Source organism: Pseudomonas sp. BE134, from assembly GCF_031456105.1.
Classification (GTDB): domain Bacteria; phylum Pseudomonadota; class Gammaproteobacteria; order Pseudomonadales; family Pseudomonadaceae; genus Aquipseudomonas.
Genome location: NZ_JAVDUA010000038.1, coordinates 12,741 through 30,627 on the forward strand (window position 1 = coordinate 12,741; position 17,887 = coordinate 30,627).

Here is a 17,887-nt window from a genome sequence, read left to right on the forward strand (position 1 = left end):
AGGTTGAAGGGTTATGATCGATTAAATTGATCTATCGCGAGCGTCCCAGTACTTCTGGGCCGTTTCGAACGCCTGATCACGGGACTGACCGAGCCCACGCAACGCCAGGGCCATGGTCGAAATCAGGGCCATTTGCGGGTAGCTGTCGACCACGTCACCGCGCCAGACCGCCTTCAAATGCTCAGGGTCGAGCGCGGCAGGTTTGACGTGACGCTGGGCCGACATTTGAGGCCATTCTTCGTCCCAGCTTTCACCGCCCGTGGTGCCATACAGGTGACTGTCGGCGTCCGGGTTGATCTCGATCTCGCCGCCATCGCCCTTGACCACAATCGCTGTGTCGCCCAGCAAGCCGCTGGCATCGCGGTGCACGGCCTGGTAGCCGGGGTGGAAAATACTTTGCAGGCCGCAACGAGCCCCTAACGGATTGAGGATGCGCGTGAGGGAGTGGATTGGTGAGCGCAGGCCCAGGGTATTGCGCAGGTCGATCATGCGCTGCAGTTGCGGCGCCCAATCCACCAGCGGCATGAACGCCAGGCCGCCGTTATCCAGCGCCGCACCCACCTGTTGCCAGTCGCGACACAGGGGAATGTTCAGTCCTTCCAGCAGCTGTTCGCTGTACAGTCGCCCGGCCGTGTGCGCGCCGGCACCGTGCATGAAAATCCGTACGCCGTTCTGCGCCAGGCACTTGGCCGCCAGCAGGTACCACGGCAGGTGACGCTTCTTGCCGGCATAGGTCGGCCAGTCCAGATCGACATTCAAGACAGGAGCCTGCAAACGTTCACGCAGGGCTTCAGTGAAGCCGGCCATTTCCTCGGCGCTTTCTTCCTTGTGCCGCAGCAGCATCAGAAATGCGCCGAGCTGGGTGTCTTCGACCTTGTCGTCGAGCACCATGCCCATGGCGTCGCGGGCTTCTTCGCGCGTCAGGTCGCGGGCGCCACGTTTGCCTTTGCCGAGGATTCGCACAAACTGGGCGAACGGGTGCTCGGCGGGTGTTTCGAGGGTCAGCGCTGGAAAGTCGGTCATAAGCAATTCGTCGGTTTGGGCAGGCCCGCCAGTTTCGCGGCGAGTTTGGCAGGGGTGCCTTTGAACAATCGGTTCAGGTGCAGGCTGTTGCCTTTTTCCGGGCCGAGCTTCAACGCGGTGTATTTGATCAACGGGCGGGTGGCTGGCGACAACTGGTATTCGTTGTAGAAGCCGCGCAGCAGTTCGAGGATTTCCCAATGCTCAGGGCTCAACTCGATGTTTTCGGCTGCGGCCAGGGCACTGGCCACGTCGGCGGACCAGTCGCTCAATTCGACCAGGAACCCGTCCTTGTCCAACAAGACGGCGCGAGCGCCCACTGTCAGGGAGTTCATAGCCAACTGTTGACCTTGTCATGGTAAATCGACAACTCGACGAAGGCCGGGTAATCGATGGCCTTGGCCCAGTCGGGTATATCAATGGACCGGGCTTGAACATCTTCGGCCAGTACGAACAGTTGCAGGCCGCGAGTACTCAGCGTGCTGAAAGGCGCGGTACCCGGCTGGAGGGCATAGACCGCGTCGCCGCTCAGCAGCAGCGCATCACTGGCGCCGATCACGCGCAGGCAACTGGACAGGCGATCGTCGCCGAACGGGGAATGAGACAACACATGCAAAGTCGACATCAGAGGGTGATCACCTGGTCGTAACGGTCAATAAGGGCGGTGATGGCGTGGGCGGTCAGTACCCGGGCTTCTTCCAGTGAAAAACAGGAAGGGTCCAGCCCCCGTTCTGCGGCACTCTCGCCACAAACGAACAGCTCCTCGACACCGAACATCGGCAAGGCTTGCAGGTTGGCGCTGAGGTCTTTTTGTTGCAGCGCTTTGGCGTCCTGTTTCGCGGCGAGCTGGAACACCCCGTCATCGAGAAACAGCAGGCCGATCGGCAGATCGAAAGCACCGCCAGCGAGCACGATGTCCAGCGCTTCGCGGGCATTCGGCCCAGACCATGGCGCCTGACGGCTGATGATCAGCAAGGATTTAGCCATCTCACGCGCCCCCAAAACAGATCAAGCGGTCAGCGTCCTGCACCGCGTCATGCAACTGGCCGAGGCCGGACAACTCCCACGGAGCGCCCACGGCAACTGCGTCACGCTGATAACGCCCGGCTTCTTCCTCGTCCAGCACACCACGGCGCAGGGCGGCGGCGATACACACAACGCCGTCCAGTTGATGCTCGCCGACAAACGCACGCCATTGCTTGGGCAGGTCCAGTTCATCTTGCGGCGTGACTACACTGGCGGATGCGTTGTGGACACCGTCCTGATAGAAAAACAGCCGGACAATCTCATGCCCACCGGCCAACGCAGCCTGGGCGAACAGCAAGGCACGGCGCGAGGAGGGCGCATGGGCGGCGGAAAACAGCGCGATGGCGAACTTCATGGCGGACTCGATCAGCAAAACTGTGGCCATGATAAAGCTTTATCGACGGGGCGGCGAAGGGCGATTTCTCTTGGGACCGAGTTGCGGCCTTCGCGAGCAAGCCCGCTCCCACATTCGATTTCTGTCGATCACAAAATCATGATCCATCGCAAATCTAATGTGGGAGCGGGCTTGGTCGCGAAGGCTGCCTGTCAGGCAACATTAAAATCAGCGCGGCATATACCCCAACTGCCACCGCCGCGGAATTCTCAACGACACCACCCCCAGCACGCCCGCCAGCAAACCGCTGGCAAGCAGCGCCTTGAGCCCGAAATGATGTTCCAGTACCGCCCCAAGGACAGCTCCGGCAAACATCCCGGTCCACGGAATCAGCTGCACCTTCCAGCCATCGCGCCGCTCCCCGAGCAGCCAGCGGCCCAGCCCACGTCCGAAGCGCGAGAGAGCACCGGTGACATAGGTCAGGCCGACCGGCAGGCCGTTCACTTGCTCGACGGCGGCATTAAGCATGCCCATCGCGATGATCGCGGCCAGCAACGCGGGTAATTGTTCGTCAAAAGGCCAGATCGCTGCGGCGCACAGCAGCGCGGCGATGCTCAGCATCAACGGCAGCGCTCGTCGCCCGCCGAGGCGGCTGACGATAATGCCCAGGGCATTGCCCGCGATGAAGGTGGCCACGAGCAGCAGCAGTCGCCCGGTCAGCCCCAGATCGCCGACGCTGATGGCGACGGCGAGGCGGGTGGTGTTGCCGCTCATGAACGAGACGAAATCGCCGCTGGCCATGAAGCCGATGGCGTCGGTCATGCCGGCGAGTACCGAGAGCATGGCCACTAGCGTCATGCCGATACGCCCGCGCCACTTTTGTGTGTGCAGGTGGCCAGGGCTGGCGTGGGTTGAGGAGGTGGAAGGCAGCATCGGCGAGGGTACCCTTGAGCAGTGGTTATGGTTCTATCCCATACAGCTCGCAATAGTCCAGCCAGTCCATACCGGCCATCTCTGCGACTTCGATGTGCACTTCCCGGCGCTGGGCCTCGTAGTCCTCTGGTGTGGCAGCCGTCAGCTGCAGCGTCAGCTCCCAGGCGAACAGTCCCTGGCGTTCGGCTTCAGCTTCGAAGGCTTCATGCAGTCGCTCATCGCGGTACTGCGCCGAGGTCTCACCCTTGGCCTGGGCCAGCAGCGGGTTGAGGTTGTCGAGCTCATCGCGCAGTTCAGGGCGCTCATCGAGAAACTTCTTCAGCGCCTGCTCGTGTTGCTGATCGGTTGCCGCCATGGTCGCTCCTTGGGTTACGAAGATTGTTTCTTGCTAGCCTTGGCTGCTGCGGCCAGGCATTCGAGGGCGAATTGTTCGGTGTAGGTCATCTTGATCGGCGTGGTTTCGCCTTTGACGGTGCGTTCGCCGTCGAGGATGTAACGGATGCGCTTGTCGGTGACGCCAATGCGCTTGGCGATCCAGGACGGTGTCTGCCCGATCTGGCTGATCAGCTTGTCGGCGTATTCAGGGGTCGGTTTGTAGAATTCGGCGTTGGGTGTCATTGGGGCTTCCAGAAAAATGCGGCGTTTATGGCGCGACAGGGTGCGCGAATAGGTACGCGGTGTCGCGGTATAAATGAAGTAAAGCAGAACGAAACGCCGCGCCACGGTGATACAGTCCGCTTTTTCTTGATGAGCGAACGTAATGCGAATTGTGATGGTGGCGCTGGCTGTAACGTTGCTGGCGGGCTGCGCGGGCTCGGTGATGGACGATGCTCGCACCAAGACTCCGTACAAAACCCTGAAATCGACCAAGCCACATGCCATCGTGGCCGAGTGCGTGCAGTTTTCCTGGCAGGACGAAGCGGTGTTCGGTGTGGATGCTGCGGCCTATTTGGAGCCCGGTAAAAATGGCGGTTCGACGGTCTACACACGGTCGGCGGAATCCTTCGTGGACGTGACCCCCGACGCTTCCGGCACCGTGTTGAATTACTACGCGCAGCATGACGACTTCGTCGCCAAGCGCCGATTGGCGGCGTTGGCTACTTGCCTGTAAACATGAGCTGAGGCAGTACCCCTGTGGGAGCGAGCCTGCTCGCGATGGCGGTTATTCATTCAACATTGATGTCGACTGATCCACCGCTATCGCCGGCAAGCCGGTCTCGCTCCCACAGGGGGGCGTGTTTTGATTAATTGGTCAGGTGTTTCTGAAAAAAGTAGCGCTTGTGCCCCGGCGGGTAGTCGGCAATCTGGCCCAGCTCGCTGTAGCCGAGCCGTTTGTAGAACTCGGGCGCCTGAAACTCGAAGGTGTCCAGCCAGATCCCCACGCATTCCTTTTCCCGCGCCAGGTCTTCGGCCATCTGCATTAATTTCGAACCCATGCCTTGTCCCCGGGCCTGTTCAGGCACGGACAGCAGTTCGATGAACAACCACTGGTAGAAAAACCGCCCGTACAACCCGCCGAGAATCTCGCCGTTGTCGTCCCGTATCAGCAGCGCCAGCAGTTGCGCATTGGACGGGCCGGCCTGGGCCTCGTTATAGGCGCGCAGCGGCGTGAGGATGGCCTCGCGTTCTTCATCGGTGGGGTTTTGCGAGCGTTCGATTCGCAGGGTCATGAGCTACTTCCTTATGGCAATGAGTCTGGAGCCTATCGCGCTCCCGGCGATTGTTCTATCCCTCGACACCAGTGGAACCGTCGCCGTCGCGCGGATGTCTAGCCTAAACAGCGTCATTTCAGAGCGCGACCAATGAGGACACCCCGTGAATATTTTCGAAGCCTTGCGTGAAAGCCACGAGCGTCAACGCAGCTATGCCAAAGCGCTGATCAAAACCAGTGGTGACACCCCGGAGCGGGTCGAGGCTTACAAGCAGCTCAAGTCCGAACTTCAGGCCCATGAAACCGCCGAGGAACGCCATTTCTATATTCCGCTGATGGAGTTCGACAACGGCGTCGACCTGAGCCGCCACGCCATCGCCGAACACCACGAAATGGACGAGATGATGGAAGAGCTGGACGAGACCGAGATGTCCAGCCCGGCGTGGCTGGCAACCGCGAAAAAACTGAGCGAGAAGGTGCATCACCACCTGGAAGAGGAAGAGCAGAAGTTCTTCCAGATGGCAGGCAAGCTGCTCGATGACAAACAGAAAGAGACACTCGCCGGTCAGTATGAGAAGGAATACAAGGCGCAGCTGTCCTGAGCTCCGGGGGATGCCCGGCTTTTTCGTTTTCGCCTACCATGGCCGCCTCTGACGAAAAAAAGGATGCGCTGTCATGGCGAACACAGCCGAACGGGTCAACATCATCGAATCCCAGGTGTTGTCCCACAACTGGTATCTGCTGAAGAAAATCACCTTCGACTATCAGCGCAACAATGGCGACTGGCAGCGCCAGACCCGCGAGGTCTATGACCGGGGCAACGGCGCGGCGATTCTGTTGTTCAATCGCGAAAAGCGAACCGTGGTGCTGACGCGCCAGTTTCGGCTGCCGGTGTTCGTCAACGGTCACGACGGTTTGCTGATCGAAGTGGCGGCCGGATTGCTTGAGGGTGCCGATCCCGAAGAACGCATCCGCGCCGAAGCCGAGGAAGAAACCGGTCACCGCGTGCACCATGTGCAGAAGGTCTTCGAGTCGTACATGAGCCCCGGCTCGGTCACTGAAAAGCTGCACTTCTTTATTGCCGAGTACGATGCGGCTTCAAAAGTCAGCGAGGGCGGTGGGCTGGAGGAAGAAACCGAAGAACTGGAAGTGCTGGAGTGGCCATTCGACGAGGCACTTGAAGCGTTCTATCGCGGCGAGATCTGCGACGCCAAGACCATCATGCTCCTGCAATATGCGGCGATGAAGGACATCTTCACCTGACCGACACTGTCCCTGTAGCAGCTGACGAGCTCCGCGAGGCTGCGTTTGATGCGGGCCGCTGCCGTGGATGTGGGCAGCGCGGTGCATCAGCTAGATCGAGTGCGCTCGGATTACGACGGTTTCGCCGCCGAACGCAGCCTCGCAGGCTCGGCAGCTGCTACAGGTGTTCCGGTCAGTCAGAACAGATCACCCGTTCTGCTGGCGCCTGACCACTCGCACCCTTCAAGCGTCAGCAACCGCTCCTTCGCCTCAAGCCCGCCGGCAAAACCGGTGAGCTTGCCCGAGGCACCGATCACCCGATGGCAGGGGGCAACAATCGAGATCGGGTTCTTGCCATTCGCCGCGCCCACCGCCCGAACCGCGCTCGGATTGCCGATCTGCTCGGCAATCTGGCCATAGCTGCGCGTCTCTCCGAACGGGATGGTCAGCAGCGCCTGCCAAACCTTCTTCTGGAAGTCCGTCCCGGCAAAATCCAGTTCCAGCTCGAAGCTATTTCGCGTGCCGGCAAAGTATTCCTGCAACTGCCGAACGGCGCGTATCAGGATCGGGTTGTCCGGGGCTTCGTGCATCGGGCCCAGCCGCACCCGGTTCGGTTTGTCGTTTTCCCAGAGGATGGCCGCCAGTCGCTCATCTTTCGCCACCAGCTTCAGTTCGCCGACCGGAGACGCCAGGGTGGTGAAGGTGTAGGTCATGCTGGCGGACTCCGCAGAAGGGCTGAACAGAGGCTCAGCATACTGCCTCGACCGGGAGGCGCAATACGCAATCGCGACCATACTTGCCTGTGCTTTTGAACCGATCACTCTGTTTTTCACAGAGCCTGAAAACAAAAAAAGAGAACGACTCATGAAGTACGAACCTTTTGCCAAATCGCTCATCGCGACTTCATTGGCGCTCAGCTGCCTGACCGCCCACGCAGCCTCCGTTGCCCCCGTCGCGGCCGAAAACGGCATGGTGGTCACCGCCCAGCATCTGGCCTCCCAAGTGGGGGTCGATGTGCTCAAGAACGGCGGCAACGCCGTCGATGCCGCCGTCGCAGTGGGTTACGCGCTGGCGGTGGTGTACCCCGCGGCGGGCAACCTGGGGGGCGGCGGTTTCATGACCATTCAGTTGGCGGACGGGCGCAAGACCTTCCTCGATTTCCGTGAAAAAGCCCCGCTGGCCGCCACCGCCAACATGTACCTCGATAAGGAAGGCAATGTTGTCCCGGACCTCAGCACCCGTGGCCACCTGGCCGTCGGTGTACCGGGGACCGTGTCCGGCATGGAACTGGCCCTGAGCAAGTACGGCACCAAACCACGCAAGGAGGTGATCGCCCCGGCGATCAAACTGGCTGAAGACGGGTTTGTGCTGGAGCAGGGTGATGTCGAATTGCTGGACTACGCCACCGACGTGTTCAAGAAAGACATAAAGGACTCAGGCGCGATTTTCCTGAGCAACGGCGAGCCGATGCAGGTCGGTCAAAAACTGGTGCAGAAGGATCTGGGCAAGACCCTGCGGGAAATTTCCGAAAAGGGCTCCGACGGCTTCTATAAAGGCTGGGTCGCCGACGCCATCGTCACGTCCAGCCAGGCCAACAAAGGCATCATCGTCCAGGCCGACCTAGACAAATACAAAACCCGCGAGCTGGCGCCGATCGAGTGCGATTACCGTGGCTACCACGTAGTCTCGGCACCGCCGCCAAGCTCCGGCGGGGTGGTGATCTGCGAGATCATGAACATCCTCGAAGGCTACCCGATCAAAGACCTGGGCTACCACTCGGCCCAAGGCATGCACTATCAGATCGAAGCCATGCGCCACGCCTATGTGGACCGCAACAGCTACCTCGGCGACCCGGATTTTGTGAAAAACCCGATCGCCCACCTGCTGGATAAAAACTACGCCACCCAACTGCGCGCAGCGATCAAGCCGCAAAAGGCCGGCGTGTCCAGCGAGATCAAACCTGGCGTAGCGCCCCATGAAGGCAGCAACACCACGCACTACTCCATCGTCGATAAATGGGGCAACGCGGTGTCGGTGACCTACACCCTCAACGACTGGTTTGGCGCCGGTGTCATGGCCAGCAAAACCGGGGTCATCCTCAACGACGAAATGGACGACTTCACTGCGAAAATCGGTGTACCGAACATGTACGGCCTGGTGCAAGGGGAGGCCAACGCCATCGCCCCCGGTAAAGCACCGCTGTCGTCGATGAGCCCGACCATCGTCACCAAGGACGGCAAAGTCGTGATGGTTGTCGGCACTCCCGGCGGCAGCCGCATCATCACCGCCACCTTGCTGACCATGCTCAACGTCATCGACTACGGCATGAACATCCAGGAAGCGGTGGACGCACCGCGTTTCCACCAGCAGTGGTTGCCGGAAGAAACCAACCTGGAGACCTTCACCACCAGCCCGGACACGGTGAAGATCCTCGAAAGCTGGGGGCATAAATTCGCCGGGCCACAGGATGCCAACCACGTGGCGGCGATCCTGGTCGGCGCGCCTTCACTGGAAGGAAAACCGGTCGGCAAAAACCGCTTCTACGGCGCCAACGATCCCCGTCGCAACACCGGGCTGTCGCTCGGCTACTAACGCTTGAGTTGGAAAGGGGACGGCGCTGTTTTCGTCCCCTGATTCACTGATTGTTCAAGGAGCGAATCATGGCCACAGCACTGTTAATCATCGACGTCCAGCAGGCGCTATGCGCTGGCGAGGAGGAGTGCTTTGAGATCAACCGTGTCATCGAGAACATCAACCACATGAGCATCCGGGCCCGGATAGCCGGGGTGCCGGTCGTGTTCATCCAGCACGAAGAAGTGAACGGTCCTTTGGTGCACGACACCGCCGGCTGGCAATTGGCTAAAGGGCTGGAGACCGAGCCCGAGGATATTCGCGTACGTAAAACCACACCGGATTCGTTCTACCAGACCAAACTGCAAAAACTGCTGCAGAGAGAAGAAATCGAGCGCTTGATCATCTGTGGACTGCAAACCGACTACTGCGTCAACGCGACCGTGCGCCAGGCACTGATACTGGGCTACGACGTGGTGCTGGCGGCGGACGCGCATTCCACCGTCGACAACGGCAGCCTCAGCGCCGAGGAGATCATCGCCGAGCACAACAAGGACCTGGCGCACCTGACCGGTTCGGTTGCGCGGATCGATGTCATGCCAGCGGGACAAATCCGCATCTGAATCCACTGCCGGATCAACGGACATAAATTGTCATGAAATGAAAAAGCGCTGTCGCCGATTGAAAAATTGATAACGTCCGCGCCTATTAAATTCTCCTTACGAACTGCGCTGCAAGCCCCGCAATTCGGCGGCTCGACCGCACTCACCTTCAGTCGTTAAGAGAACAATAAAATGAGCGTAGAAAAACTGATTGGCGAACTTCTCGCCGAGCTGACAGGCGTGAGTCTCGACGGCCCACTCAACGAGAGTTCGCAGCAGCACAAAGAGCTGTTCCAGCTTGATCAGGATGTCTTCCCTGCGGATTACGTGACCAACGACCTGCGCTTTGGCGTGCTTGAAGAACAGGTCTGAAAAAGGTCTGAAAGGGGACAGATATGTTGTCGTCCCCTGATTCACTGCTCGGTGGCCCGAATCGACGTCCTGTCCTCGGCTGAATCCGCATCTGACTACAGAACCGGTTTGATTACGACAATGCGGCGCTAGTTTTCAACCTTTTCTACAAACTGCAGAAAATCCACTGGCGGATAGAGTTGAAGCTTTTTTGCCACCGTCATATTGACTATGTAGGCAAACTGATCGATCGCAAGCACAGGCAAGTCGCTTGGCTTTTTCCCCTCTACGACGATCCGGACGGCTTGCTTGGCAGCCAGTTTTCCGACGTCGAAATCGCGTGCGGCAACAGACATCAAAGCCTGGGATTCACTCACGAGGTGCTCGTAAGGGCTCAGTACCGCAATGCCATTTTCCACCGCGGACTCTGTGAAGATTTTTCCCTGCTTTTCCAGGAACGTACTTGAGCCCAAATACACCCACTGAACCCCTTTGGCCTTCAATTGCGCCATATTCGTGGCAATCGACTCGGCCGTCGGTGTGCCATCAACGCCCTTATCAAGAGGCAAGGCATCGAACTTGATCTTGAGTTGATCGGTGAGGGACTGCATTTCCGCAACCTTGCTCACGGAATTGGGCTCGCTGGTATCGTAGATCATGCCCAGGTGACTGAAACCAGGCATATACCGTTGAATGCTTTTTATGTTTACTGCTTCTGGCACGCGATTGCGAGTCCCGGTGACGTTAGGTCTTCCTGTGTTTTCATAGCTTTGAATGATGTGGTTGCCAACCGGATCGGCAACCACGGTAAAAATAACCGGGATATCAACCAAAAATCCGGGGTCATGATCATTGAGAGTGCCGATCATCCCCAGCGTTGCTTTAGTGCCCCAGGTAATCACGGCATCGACATTCAACGCGCGGGCCTCTGCTGCAAACGCAGGCAGTTTGCTCTTGTCTTGCGAGGCGTCACGAACAAGAATTTCCGCATCGATATTGTTCTCTGCGATGTATTCCTTTACCCCTTTACAAACGTCTTCGCAGCCTAGCCAAGCCACCATCATGATCGTCTTCTTTGCGGCTGCATTCACGAACGGAGGCGCAACAGTCCCCACAAAGCCCATAAGCAGTAGTGCCGTACACACCCTTCTATAGCCAGTCATAAATGTTCCCTTCTGATTTAACTATCACGACTTGGGTTTGATGCTGACAGGTATAGAAGCGCTCCGGACAGCACGAGGATTGCGATGGTGTAAACGGCCCCGACATAGCCAATGTAGTCGGCAGCAGTGGCAATGCAGACTAGCGCCACAATGCTTGCGCTCCGTTCGGTGATGCGCGCGGCAGCAATCGCAGAATTGGTGCCTAAATGGGCCAGCGAAGTTTCGGCAACATCCATGACCATTGCAGTCTGGGGACCTCGTACCAAGCCATGGCCAACGCCCGCGCCAATCATCGCGAACCCCATCATCCCTATACTTGGCCAGGTGGCGGCAACGAGCAACGAGGTACCTCCTATAAAAGAACCCGGAAGCACAATGTTGCGGGCACTAACGCCACGTTCGGCCAGTTTTCCGTACAGCGAGCCGGAAATAATGATCATCAAGAAATAGATCATGAGTAATCGACCAATGTCCGCTGCGCTGGCTCCAAGCGACTCCATTAGTAGTGAGAGCAAATACGAGATGAACACCATATCCAAAATTGCCTGAGGCGCGATGATGCCAAATGCAAGGCTTGCAAAACGCGGATTTCGAAAAGTCGCGAAGACATCCTTACTTGATCGCCTCGGTCTATCTGTCTTGCGGCTGTCAACGTGGCGCTGGTGGGGAAGTTGCCAATAGATGAGTGCTCCGGAAACCAGAATCAGCGCGGCACTAATGACAAATACCGCTGAATATCCGAGCCGATCGGCGAGGATGCCACCTAGCGCAGAGCCAGCAAAAATACCGCCAAACATAGCCGCGGAGAATAAACCTAACGAGCGTGCACGCTCGTCCTTGTGCGCTACGTCCAGTACGTAATCCTGGCAGGCCAAAGACGCAAATGCATATCCCGCGCCGCACATCAGGTTAAAAAAAGTGATCGCCGGGACATTTCCGGCAACGCACATACCGAGCTTTGCGATTACCGTCGCTGCGGCGGCCACCAGGAAAAGTCTGCGGTGGCCGAAACGTTCTGAAAGTGGACGAACAAACGGTGTCACGGTCAGCACCGCAATAAGGTATGCCGTAAGCGGCAGACTGGTGACCGCACCCTCGCTCAACCAAGGTATCGGATTGTGTGCAGACTTGACGAATATGGAAAAAAAAGACGTCTCCATTTCATCGGCGGCGGCGAATAGAAATAATGCGAGACGCACATCGATAAGGCTGCAAAAACGAATCCAGCGTGGGCCAATATCGTGAAGGCCGAACGCTTTGCCGATTGAATTCAAATCGACGGTTTCAGCCAAGGGGGGTGTGCCATTTACGGCAGCCAGCCGTGCACGCTGAAACATGGCATGGAGAGCTTTTGCACGCTCGGAGAGGCAGGTACTCACCTGGTCGACCACATCCCTGCTCAAAGAAGCTATGCAGGTCGAAAAATTTCCTGCGGCTTGTAGCGCAACAATGTAGTGAAGCCTGTTCAGAGGTGCCGTGAGAGACACACTCATCATGACCGCAATTAATTCAAGTGCCAGTAGCACTATCACGATAATAATCACACCAAGATCCAGAGCGACACTTTTGAACAGCTCTGCGATATAGGCTGAATTGGATTGCGTTGTGACGGTTCCAACGACCTTGCCATTGAGATAAATCGGAAGTTTATGGGTATTGCTCAGAGCACGGTTGAGGGTGCTTGCGGTGTGTTGATCTTCTCCTACTTCAATGATTGGGTAGTCAGTGGACACGCCGAAGTAAGAAATTTCCGGAAACTCAGCGAGGAGGTGTCGGAAGTATTCGGTCCCGCCCACCATGCTTTCAATCGGCACACCTGCGTTGACGGTGCGCTGCATGGTTGCATCGGCTATCGTGCCGATGAGTTGGGTACGTTTGACAAGCTCTGGATGAAAGGATTGACCGACGCTTATATACGCCACCACGCCCAGCAACAGTGCCGGGCCGATCACCAAGGCAGCCGCCCAGGGCAAGATTTGGCGTGCGGCGTTTCGATCGAGCACGGTTTGCGGTATTGCGATCAACTGAGTATTGAGTAATTCCGGATTTGAAAAGGGTGACGCTGGCGTTATGGTCTCTGCAGCGCAATAGCCCATCTCCTTCATTGCAGCCTTGTACTGCTTCGATGCGCCTATGAGATCGTTGTGAAGTGTGATGACTTCCTGTGTCAAAAAGCCATAGTCTTCTCCTGTAGGGTTCTTGTTTGAAACATCTGAATGTGCCGCAGACGCTTCGCCTGAGGTGTCCTTGAGTCCCGCCTGCAGGGAAATGACGCCGCCGATAGCGCCAAGTAGTTTCAACCTGAACAACAGAAAGGAAAGAGCAGAAAAGATGGCCAGCAAGGCAACGGCGGCCAGTGTGATGTCTTTGCGAATGTGTGCCGATCGGTCTTGCAGCTCCTTTTTTGGATAAATCGCAACGACGCTGCCAAGTAGAGTGCCCGATTCATTCACTATGGATCGCCCACTGGCCACCGAATCAGTGTCTTCAAGGTCCCACTTGCCATCCTTATTCAATACCTGCGCATGCGACAGTTCATCTGCAAGTTCGCTGTCAAGCTTCTCACCGGTGGACTTAATAATATCCCCGGATGCGCTCAACAATTCGATGGCGGAAATATCAGGATCCGTTTCCTTGGCGCGACTGAGCAGGCCTTCAGCGTTGCGCACTGATGTGATTGGAAGCCCCATGGCCGCCACATCACGAAACGGTGCAGCAGTTGCCTCGGCCACAACCGATAGCCTTTGGCGTGTCAAATGTGAAAGCATGGCGTCGTGCTGGAGAATTACCAGTACCGCCAGGATGGTAAGTACCGTTGCAATGGTGACGGTTAATGCGATCCAACACCTTAGATGCAAACTGAGGTTTCGCATTACCTTCACACTCCCCTAGCAGGCCTTTGAAAAACCCCACTACCAGCCTGACAAACTTCCAAAACGATCAGGTGATACACAGCCTAGCAGTAACTGGGCACTGGGCTTTTTCCGACCGATCAGTATCCCGCGCAGGACCAGACAATCGCCGTCAGCACCAGCAAGCCGATGCTGATGTACCGCCTGCCAGCCTCGAAGCCGCCATTCGGCTGCTTGTGAACTCACCCAGCTGCAAAAATCTCAATCAACTCCACCAGGAACGCACTCACCACCTCCCGTTGCCGCGCCGAATGTCGAACCGCCGCATGGAATCCGACCTCATAGCGCAACTGCTCCGGATTCAGCGGATGCAACTGCCCCAACTGTTCATGTTTGGCCGCGTAGTGCTGTGGCAAAAAACCCAAATGCTGCCCCGACAGAATGAGCAGGGCGGCGCCGTCCATGCTGTCGGTGAGCACAGTCAAACGCTCGATGGAAGTGGGCGCGGGCATTTCCGGCAAGGGGTGGCTGGGCCAGACCCAATCGTAATTGCGCACGTCATCGCGGCTCAGCGCACCCACGTGGTCGAACAGCGGGTGCGCCGGTGCGCAGTAGGCGATTTGGGTTTCCTGGAACAAGGGGTAGTAATCGATGTTGGGTAAGCGGTGCCAGAAGTAACCGATGGCCAGATCGATGTGGCCGTTGATGATTTTCTCTTCCAGCAACGAAGACGACAGTTCGGTGAAGTGGAAGTACAACCCCTCATGTCGTGAGCGCAACCGAGCAATGGCCAGGGCGATGTGCTTGTTGGCGGACGGATCGATTTGACCGAGCAAGCCGATGTTGATGTTGCCCGATACCTTGCGATTGATGTGCTGCACTTCGACCCGAAAGCCCTCGGCCGCCGCCAGTAAACGCCGCGCCGCATCGACAAACTGCCCACCCTTGGGCGTCACCGAAAACCCGCCGCGCCCACGCTCGCACAAGCGAAATCCGACCCGCGCTTCCAGCGTCGCCAATTGCGCGCTGATGGTAGGTTGCGTGGTATTGAGCGCCGTCTGCGCGGCCGAGATTCCGCCCGCCTCAACGACAGTCAGAAAGACCCGGATCAAACGCAGATCCAGTTCCGATACAGCGCCCAGCATGAGTGCCTCCGAGGTTCGCCACATAGACGCGGGTCTATGTAAACAGTGCGCCTGCGATATTTAATCGCCCTGACCAACGCCCTACATTGCAATGAAACCGGCGCTTTGCCCATAAAAACAACAATTACCAGCATAGGAACATTCGTATGTCAGGGTCCTCACAGTCTGCGCACGCCTTCGAAGCGAGCAGCGGGTTGGCCATCGAAGGCCACTCGATCGATTACATTCCGGAAAACGAACGTCACGCCAAACTCAGCAGCCAGGGCCCTTTCTGGTTTCTGGGCAACTTTCACTTCTTCACCATCTCTATCGGCTTTGTCGGCCCAAGTCTCGGTTTGTCGGCGATGTGGACGATGCTGGCCGGTGCGCTGGGCATTATGTTCGGCACCATTTTCATGGCCTTCCACGGTTCGCAAGGTCCGGAGATGGGCCTGCCGCAAATGATCCAGTCTCGCGCCCAGTTCGGTTATCGCGGGGTGATCCTGGCCTTGATGGCGACGATGTTTGTGTTCGTCGGTTTCAACGTGGTGAACATCTCGCTGATCATGAACGGCCTCGAACATGTGTTCGGCATCGACCCGGCGATAGTCGCGGTGGCGGTGGTGCTGATCGGTGCGCTGCTGTCGATCTACGGCCATGACCTGATGCACAAAGCCTTCAAATGGGCGTTGCTGGCCACGTTGCCGCTGTATGCGTTGGTCACGATCGCCCTGATGTTCGGCGCAGGCCAAGAGGGTGTCACCCCGGCGACTGATCTCGGCTTCAGCTGGATTGCGTTCGCCACCTTGTTCGCCATCGGCGCCAGCTACAACATTTCCTATGCGCCTTACGTGTCCGACTATTCCCGTTACCTGCCAAAAAACACCAGCCGGCCAAAACTGATCGCTGCCGTGTTCATCGGCGCCTCGTTGTCCGGCGGCTGGATGATCGGCCTCGGTGCCTGGCTGGCGCAGCAGTTGAAAGCGGTGGATGCGCTGGTGGCGTTGAACCAGGTCGGCTCTTCGATGATTCCGGGGCTGGGCAATGTGTTGGTGATCGTCTCGGTGGCGGGCTTCCTGCCGATCATCGCGCTCAACACCTACAGCGCCATGCTGACCCTGCTCACCGGCGTCGACTCGATCAAAAAAATCACCCCGTCACCCCGCGCCCGAATCCTGTCCATCATCGCGATCAGCGTGATCCTGCTGACCTGCGTGCTGTCGATCAAAGGCGACGGCATCGCGCTGCTGAACACCTTCCTCGTGCTGCTGCTCTACTTCCTCGTGCCCTGGACCGCCGTCAACCTGGTGGACTACTTCTTCGTGCGCAAAGGCCGCTACGCGATCCCGCACTTCTTCACCCCGAACGGCATCTACGGCGCCTGGCAATTTCGCGGCATCGTCTCGTACCTGATCGGCTTCGCCGCAATGGTGCCGTTCTTCTACATATTCGATGCCGCCGCCAACAAAGAAGTATTCGTCGGCCCACTGGCGCGCATGCTCGAAGGCGTGGACATCGCCTGGCTGGTGGGATTGTTGGTCTCGGGCCTGACGTACTACCTCCTCAGCCGCTCGCTCGACCTCGCGTCCGAACGGCGGATCATCGACGCGATTACCGAGAGCGACATCATTGCCATGACCAAACCGACTGCGGAGGAGGTGCGTTGAACACTGCCAAAAACACCGTGGTCGCCTGTTGCCAGGTGGCACCGAAAATCGGCGACCTCGCGTTCAACCGCACACTCACCGAACGCGCCATTCGTTCCGCGGCCCATCAAGGCGCGCAGATTGTGGTGCTGCCTGAACTGGTGCAGAGCGGGTATGTGTTCAATGACCGTAGTGAAGCGTTGTCGTTGTCGGAAACGGTTGAAGGACCAACGTTGCGCCTGTGGGCAGCACTCGCCCGCGAACTGAACATTGTTGTGGTCGGCGGTTTTTGCGAGCGACTGGAGGGTGATGAGCTGGCCAACAGTGCGGCGATGATCGATGCCCAAGGGTTGCGTGCTGTGTACCGCAAAGCCCACCTGTGGGATGCCGAGAGCGAAATCTTCAGCGCTGGCAACGCGGCGCCGCCGGTGGTGGAAACGGTGCATGGGCGAATTGGGATGTTGATTTGCTACGACCTGGAATTTCCTGAATGGGTGCGGCTTCCGGCACTGGCCGGCGCGGATTTGCTTTGTGCGCCGGTTAACTGGCCGGATGGGCCACGGCCGCCGACTGAGCGTCCGGCAGAAGTGGTGCGGGTTCAGGCGAATGCTTCGGTGAATCGGATGTTTATTGCTGCTTGTGATCGACATGGGCATGAGCGGGGAGTGGGTTGGGTGCAGGGTTCGGTGATTGTTGATGCGGATGGGTATCCGCTGGCGGGGCCGGTGGAGCAGGGTGGGGAGCGGATTTTGTTGGCGACGTTGAATCTTGGGGAGGCAAGGAATAAGCGGATTAGCGCGCGCAATGATTTGCATGGGGATCGGCGGGAGGGGTTGTATGGGCTGATTGGGGGGGGATAGCGGTAGGGAGATTTTTTTTGGTTACATCTACACAGAGCAGTCTGGTGAGGTGCGTGTTGATCAATTTGCCTCGGGTGAAAAGCTGCCATTGTGAACTCTTTAAGCCATGCAAACGTAGTGTGTGGCTGCTTCCAGCTTCCCACGTCATGGCTTTGGGGGGCCGTTGGCCCCCCGAACTAAAACAGAGAAAAAGGGGTCGGATTTATTTCCCAAAAGGTGACGGAATAATAAATCCGTCCCCTTTTTGTGTCCTTTTTGTCGCCTGATGAATCGATCTCCGTACAAGACCGCGAACTGATTCATGGCGTTCTTCCAGTCATGTGCCGGTTTGCCCCAATTGGCGGTGATATTTTGCAACGCCAGCCAGATTAACTTCGTCGCGGCATCGTCGGTTGGAAAGTGTCCTCTTGTCTTGATGATCTTGCGCAATTGGGCATTGATGCTCTCGATAGCGTTGAATAATAAATCCATCCCCTTTTTGTCGATTTAAGAAACTTTGGACGAAGTTGACG

Annotated in this window: 21 protein-coding genes and 1 pseudogene; 8 read left to right on the plus strand and 14 right to left on the minus strand. The window is 57.8% G+C overall.

Going from position 1 to position 17,887, the window contains the following annotated elements:
• Positions 1–21 precede the first annotated feature (21 nt).
• The 8 genes from J2Y56_RS25460 to J2Y56_RS25495 all read right to left on the minus strand — a co-directional run bounded on the left by J2Y56_RS25460 (position 22) and on the right by J2Y56_RS25495 (position 3,931).
• Complete coding sequence (locus J2Y56_RS25460; protein WP_007947503.1) at positions 22–1,023, minus strand: glycosyl transferase family protein; 1,002 nt, start codon at positions 1,021–1,023, stop codon at positions 22–24.
• Positions 1,020–1,355: a TusE/DsrC/DsvC family sulfur relay protein gene (locus J2Y56_RS25465; RefSeq protein WP_007947501.1), complete on the minus strand. Its 336-nt coding sequence runs from the start codon at positions 1,353–1,355 to the stop codon at positions 1,020–1,022. Before J2Y56_RS25465 ends, J2Y56_RS25460 begins: the two co-directional genes overlap by 4 nt.
• Entirely contained in the window at positions 1,352–1,645 is a 294-nt protein-coding gene (gene tusB / locus J2Y56_RS25470; protein ID WP_007947500.1) for a sulfurtransferase complex subunit TusB, read from the minus strand. The genes J2Y56_RS25465 and tusB overlap by 4 nt, the downstream gene beginning before the upstream one ends.
• Entirely contained in the window at positions 1,645–2,007 is a 363-nt protein-coding gene (tusC, locus tag J2Y56_RS25475; protein ID WP_007947498.1) for a sulfurtransferase complex subunit TusC, read from the minus strand. Before tusC ends, tusB begins: the two co-directional genes overlap by 1 nt.
• Position 2,008: 1 nt before the next feature.
• On the minus strand, positions 2,009–2,401 hold the full coding sequence (gene tusD / locus J2Y56_RS25480; protein WP_007947497.1) for a sulfurtransferase complex subunit TusD: 393 nt from the start codon (positions 2,399–2,401) through the stop codon (positions 2,009–2,011).
• 207 nt (positions 2,402–2,608) lie between these two features.
• Positions 2,609–3,313 (minus strand): YoaK family protein, encoded by a 705-nt coding sequence (locus J2Y56_RS25485; protein WP_310353421.1) that lies wholly within the window; start codon positions 3,311–3,313, stop codon positions 2,609–2,611.
• A 25-nt stretch (positions 3,314–3,338) separates the two neighbouring features.
• Positions 3,339–3,668 (minus strand): DUF6388 family protein, encoded by a 330-nt coding sequence (locus J2Y56_RS25490; RefSeq protein ID WP_007947495.1) that lies wholly within the window; start codon positions 3,666–3,668, stop codon positions 3,339–3,341.
• Between the two features lie 14 nt (positions 3,669–3,682).
• Positions 3,683–3,931: a hypothetical protein gene (locus J2Y56_RS25495; RefSeq protein ID WP_027925145.1), complete on the minus strand. Its 249-nt coding sequence runs from the start codon at positions 3,929–3,931 to the stop codon at positions 3,683–3,685.
• Between the two features lie 142 nt (positions 3,932–4,073).
• Here J2Y56_RS25495 and J2Y56_RS25500 point away from each other — a divergent pair, with 142 nt between their 5' ends.
• A complete protein-coding gene (locus J2Y56_RS25500) occupies positions 4,074–4,424 on the plus strand; it encodes a hypothetical protein (RefSeq protein WP_007947490.1) in 351 nt (116 codons plus the stop codon).
• A gap of 133 nt (positions 4,425–4,557) precedes the next feature.
• Here the strand turns inward: J2Y56_RS25500 and J2Y56_RS25505 are convergent, their stop codons facing one another.
• Complete coding sequence (locus J2Y56_RS25505; RefSeq protein ID WP_007947487.1) at positions 4,558–4,983, minus strand: GNAT family N-acetyltransferase; 426 nt, start codon at positions 4,981–4,983, stop codon at positions 4,558–4,560.
• 145 nt (positions 4,984–5,128) lie between these two features.
• Here J2Y56_RS25505 and J2Y56_RS25510 point away from each other — a divergent pair, with 145 nt between their 5' ends.
• Complete coding sequence (locus J2Y56_RS25510) at positions 5,129–5,566, plus strand: hemerythrin domain-containing protein (protein ID WP_007947486.1); 438 nt, start codon at positions 5,129–5,131, stop codon at positions 5,564–5,566.
• Between the two features lie 73 nt (positions 5,567–5,639).
• Positions 5,640–6,227: an NUDIX domain-containing protein gene (locus J2Y56_RS25515; RefSeq protein ID WP_007947485.1), complete on the plus strand. Its 588-nt coding sequence runs from the start codon at positions 5,640–5,642 to the stop codon at positions 6,225–6,227.
• A 176-nt stretch (positions 6,228–6,403) separates the two neighbouring features.
• On the opposite strand, the gene J2Y56_RS25520 is transcribed toward J2Y56_RS25515, so the two are convergent.
• Positions 6,404–6,919, minus strand: coding sequence for a methylated-DNA--[protein]-cysteine S-methyltransferase (locus tag J2Y56_RS25520; RefSeq protein ID WP_310353425.1), 516 nt, complete (start codon positions 6,917–6,919; stop codon positions 6,404–6,406).
• Positions 6,920–7,070: 151 nt separating this feature from the next.
• Here J2Y56_RS25520 and ggt point away from each other — a divergent pair, with 151 nt between their 5' ends.
• From ggt to J2Y56_RS25535, 3 genes are all read left to right on the plus strand, one after another.
• Positions 7,071–8,798 carry a gamma-glutamyltransferase gene (gene ggt / locus J2Y56_RS25525; protein WP_007947483.1) on the plus strand — a complete coding sequence of 576 codons (1,728 nt, stop codon included), beginning with the start codon at positions 7,071–7,073 and terminating at the stop codon, positions 8,796–8,798.
• A 68-nt stretch (positions 8,799–8,866) separates the two neighbouring features.
• On the plus strand, positions 8,867–9,400 hold the full coding sequence (locus J2Y56_RS25530; protein WP_310353428.1) for a cysteine hydrolase family protein: 534 nt from the start codon (positions 8,867–8,869) through the stop codon (positions 9,398–9,400).
• Positions 9,401–9,571: 171 nt separating this feature from the next.
• Positions 9,572–9,751 carry a hypothetical protein gene (locus J2Y56_RS25535; protein ID WP_007947480.1) on the plus strand — a complete coding sequence of 60 codons (180 nt, stop codon included), beginning with the start codon at positions 9,572–9,574 and terminating at the stop codon, positions 9,749–9,751.
• 128 nt (positions 9,752–9,879) lie between these two features.
• On the opposite strand, the gene J2Y56_RS25540 is transcribed toward J2Y56_RS25535, so the two are convergent.
• The 3 genes from J2Y56_RS25540 to J2Y56_RS25550 all read right to left on the minus strand — a co-directional run bounded on the left by J2Y56_RS25540 (position 9,880) and on the right by J2Y56_RS25550 (position 14,890).
• The gene (locus tag J2Y56_RS25540) at positions 9,880–10,893 is read right to left on the minus strand and encodes an ABC transporter substrate-binding protein (protein ID WP_310353433.1); all 1,014 of its coding nucleotides are present in this window, start codon (positions 10,891–10,893) and stop codon (positions 9,880–9,882) included.
• A gap of 17 nt (positions 10,894–10,910) precedes the next feature.
• A complete protein-coding gene (locus J2Y56_RS25545; RefSeq protein WP_310353436.1) occupies positions 10,911–13,766 on the minus strand; it encodes an MFS transporter in 2,856 nt (951 codons plus the stop codon).
• A 221-nt stretch (positions 13,767–13,987) separates the two neighbouring features.
• A complete protein-coding gene (locus J2Y56_RS25550; protein WP_007947477.1) occupies positions 13,988–14,890 on the minus strand; it encodes a LysR family transcriptional regulator in 903 nt (300 codons plus the stop codon).
• Between the two features lie 146 nt (positions 14,891–15,036).
• Between J2Y56_RS25550 and J2Y56_RS25555 the strand changes: the two genes are divergently transcribed.
• Positions 15,037–16,536: a cytosine permease gene (locus J2Y56_RS25555; RefSeq protein WP_007947476.1), complete on the plus strand. Its 1,500-nt coding sequence runs from the start codon at positions 15,037–15,039 to the stop codon at positions 16,534–16,536.
• Positions 16,533–17,375 (plus strand): nitrilase family protein, encoded by an 843-nt coding sequence (locus J2Y56_RS25560; protein WP_310353440.1) that lies wholly within the window; start codon positions 16,533–16,535, stop codon positions 17,373–17,375. The genes J2Y56_RS25555 and J2Y56_RS25560 overlap by 4 nt, the downstream gene beginning before the upstream one ends.
• A 261-nt stretch (positions 17,376–17,636) precedes the next feature.
• Here the strand turns inward: J2Y56_RS25560 and J2Y56_RS25565 are convergent.
• A pseudogene (locus J2Y56_RS25565) lies at positions 17,637–17,831 on the minus strand (transposase); the annotation flags it as partial.
• Between the last annotated feature and the right edge of the window lie 56 nt (positions 17,832–17,887).

Excerpts from the sequence above, each read along its gene's own strand:
- J2Y56_RS25485 (WP_310353421.1), bottom strand. The coding sequence starts at position 3,313 with ATGCTGCCTTCCACCTCCTCAACCCACGCCAGCCCTGGCCACCTGCAC.
- J2Y56_RS25515 (WP_007947485.1), top strand. The coding sequence starts at position 5,640 with ATGGCGAACACAGCCGAACGGGTCAACATCATCGAATCCCAGGTGTTG.
- J2Y56_RS25520 (WP_310353425.1), bottom strand. The coding sequence starts at position 6,919 with ATGACCTACACCTTCACCACCCTGGCGTCTCCGGTCGGCGAACTGAAG.
- J2Y56_RS25495 (WP_027925145.1), bottom strand. The coding sequence starts at position 3,931 with ATGACACCCAACGCCGAATTCTACAAACCGACCCCTGAATACGCCGAC.
- tusC (WP_007947498.1), bottom strand. The coding sequence starts at position 2,007 with ATGGCTAAATCCTTGCTGATCATCAGCCGTCAGGCGCCATGGTCTGGG.
- J2Y56_RS25540 (WP_310353433.1), bottom strand. The coding sequence starts at position 10,893 with ATGACTGGCTATAGAAGGGTGTGTACGGCACTACTGCTTATGGGCTTT.
- J2Y56_RS25535 (WP_007947480.1), top strand. The coding sequence starts at position 9,572 with ATGAGCGTAGAAAAACTGATTGGCGAACTTCTCGCCGAGCTGACAGGC.
- tusD (WP_007947497.1), bottom strand. The coding sequence starts at position 2,401 with ATGAAGTTCGCCATCGCGCTGTTTTCCGCCGCCCATGCGCCCTCCTCG.
- J2Y56_RS25545 (WP_310353436.1), bottom strand. The coding sequence starts at position 13,766 with ATGCGAAACCTCAGTTTGCATCTAAGGTGTTGGATCGCATTAACCGTC.
- tusB (WP_007947500.1), bottom strand. The coding sequence starts at position 1,645 with ATGTCGACTTTGCATGTGTTGTCTCATTCCCCGTTCGGCGACGATCGC.
- J2Y56_RS25490 (WP_007947495.1), bottom strand. The coding sequence starts at position 3,668 with ATGGCGGCAACCGATCAGCAACACGAGCAGGCGCTGAAGAAGTTTCTC.
- J2Y56_RS25505 (WP_007947487.1), bottom strand. The coding sequence starts at position 4,983 with ATGACCCTGCGAATCGAACGCTCGCAAAACCCCACCGATGAAGAACGC.
- J2Y56_RS25530 (WP_310353428.1), top strand. The coding sequence starts at position 8,867 with ATGGCCACAGCACTGTTAATCATCGACGTCCAGCAGGCGCTATGCGCT.
- J2Y56_RS25500 (WP_007947490.1), top strand. The coding sequence starts at position 4,074 with ATGCGAATTGTGATGGTGGCGCTGGCTGTAACGTTGCTGGCGGGCTGC.
- J2Y56_RS25460 (WP_007947503.1), bottom strand. The coding sequence starts at position 1,023 with ATGACCGACTTTCCAGCGCTGACCCTCGAAACACCCGCCGAGCACCCG.
- ggt (WP_007947483.1), top strand. The coding sequence starts at position 7,071 with ATGAAGTACGAACCTTTTGCCAAATCGCTCATCGCGACTTCATTGGCG.
- J2Y56_RS25465 (WP_007947501.1), bottom strand. The coding sequence starts at position 1,355 with ATGAACTCCCTGACAGTGGGCGCTCGCGCCGTCTTGTTGGACAAGGAC.
- J2Y56_RS25555 (WP_007947476.1), top strand. The coding sequence starts at position 15,037 with ATGTCAGGGTCCTCACAGTCTGCGCACGCCTTCGAAGCGAGCAGCGGG.
- J2Y56_RS25550 (WP_007947477.1), bottom strand. The coding sequence starts at position 14,890 with ATGCTGGGCGCTGTATCGGAACTGGATCTGCGTTTGATCCGGGTCTTT.